Source organism: Bradyrhizobium sp. 25ACV (assembly GCF_054863005.1).
Map to the genome: position 1 here is coordinate 1 of NZ_JAVAYO010000123.1, position 265 is coordinate 265.

The following is a 265-nucleotide window of genomic DNA, read 5'->3' on the forward strand; positions in this document are numbered from 1 at the left end:
CGGAAATAATGGTGCATCGTCGACAGAAATCAGCGGTAGCGAACTTTTTATGACAGCCACAATGAACAAGACAAAAGTGTATGAGCAGCAAGCTGTTCTTTTAACATATAAAGTCTATTCAGCAGTGAACCTCACTTCGCTGAATGGAAAGATGCCCGACCTGAAAGGCTTTCATATACAAGAGATTGACCTTCCGCAGCAAAAAGAGTGGCAGCTCGAGCATTATAACGGACGCAACTATCGCGCCCTTACATGGAGACAATAT

At 43.8% G+C, this 265-nt stretch carries 1 protein-coding gene; it reads left to right on the forward strand.

Annotated features, from left to right (window positions below; all coding sequences use genetic code 11):
- Positions 1-61: 61 nt before the first annotated feature.
- Positions 62-265: hypothetical protein (locus tag RAD04_RS38820; protein ID WP_461627984.1), on the forward strand; the 204-nt coding region annotated here is incomplete at its 3' end.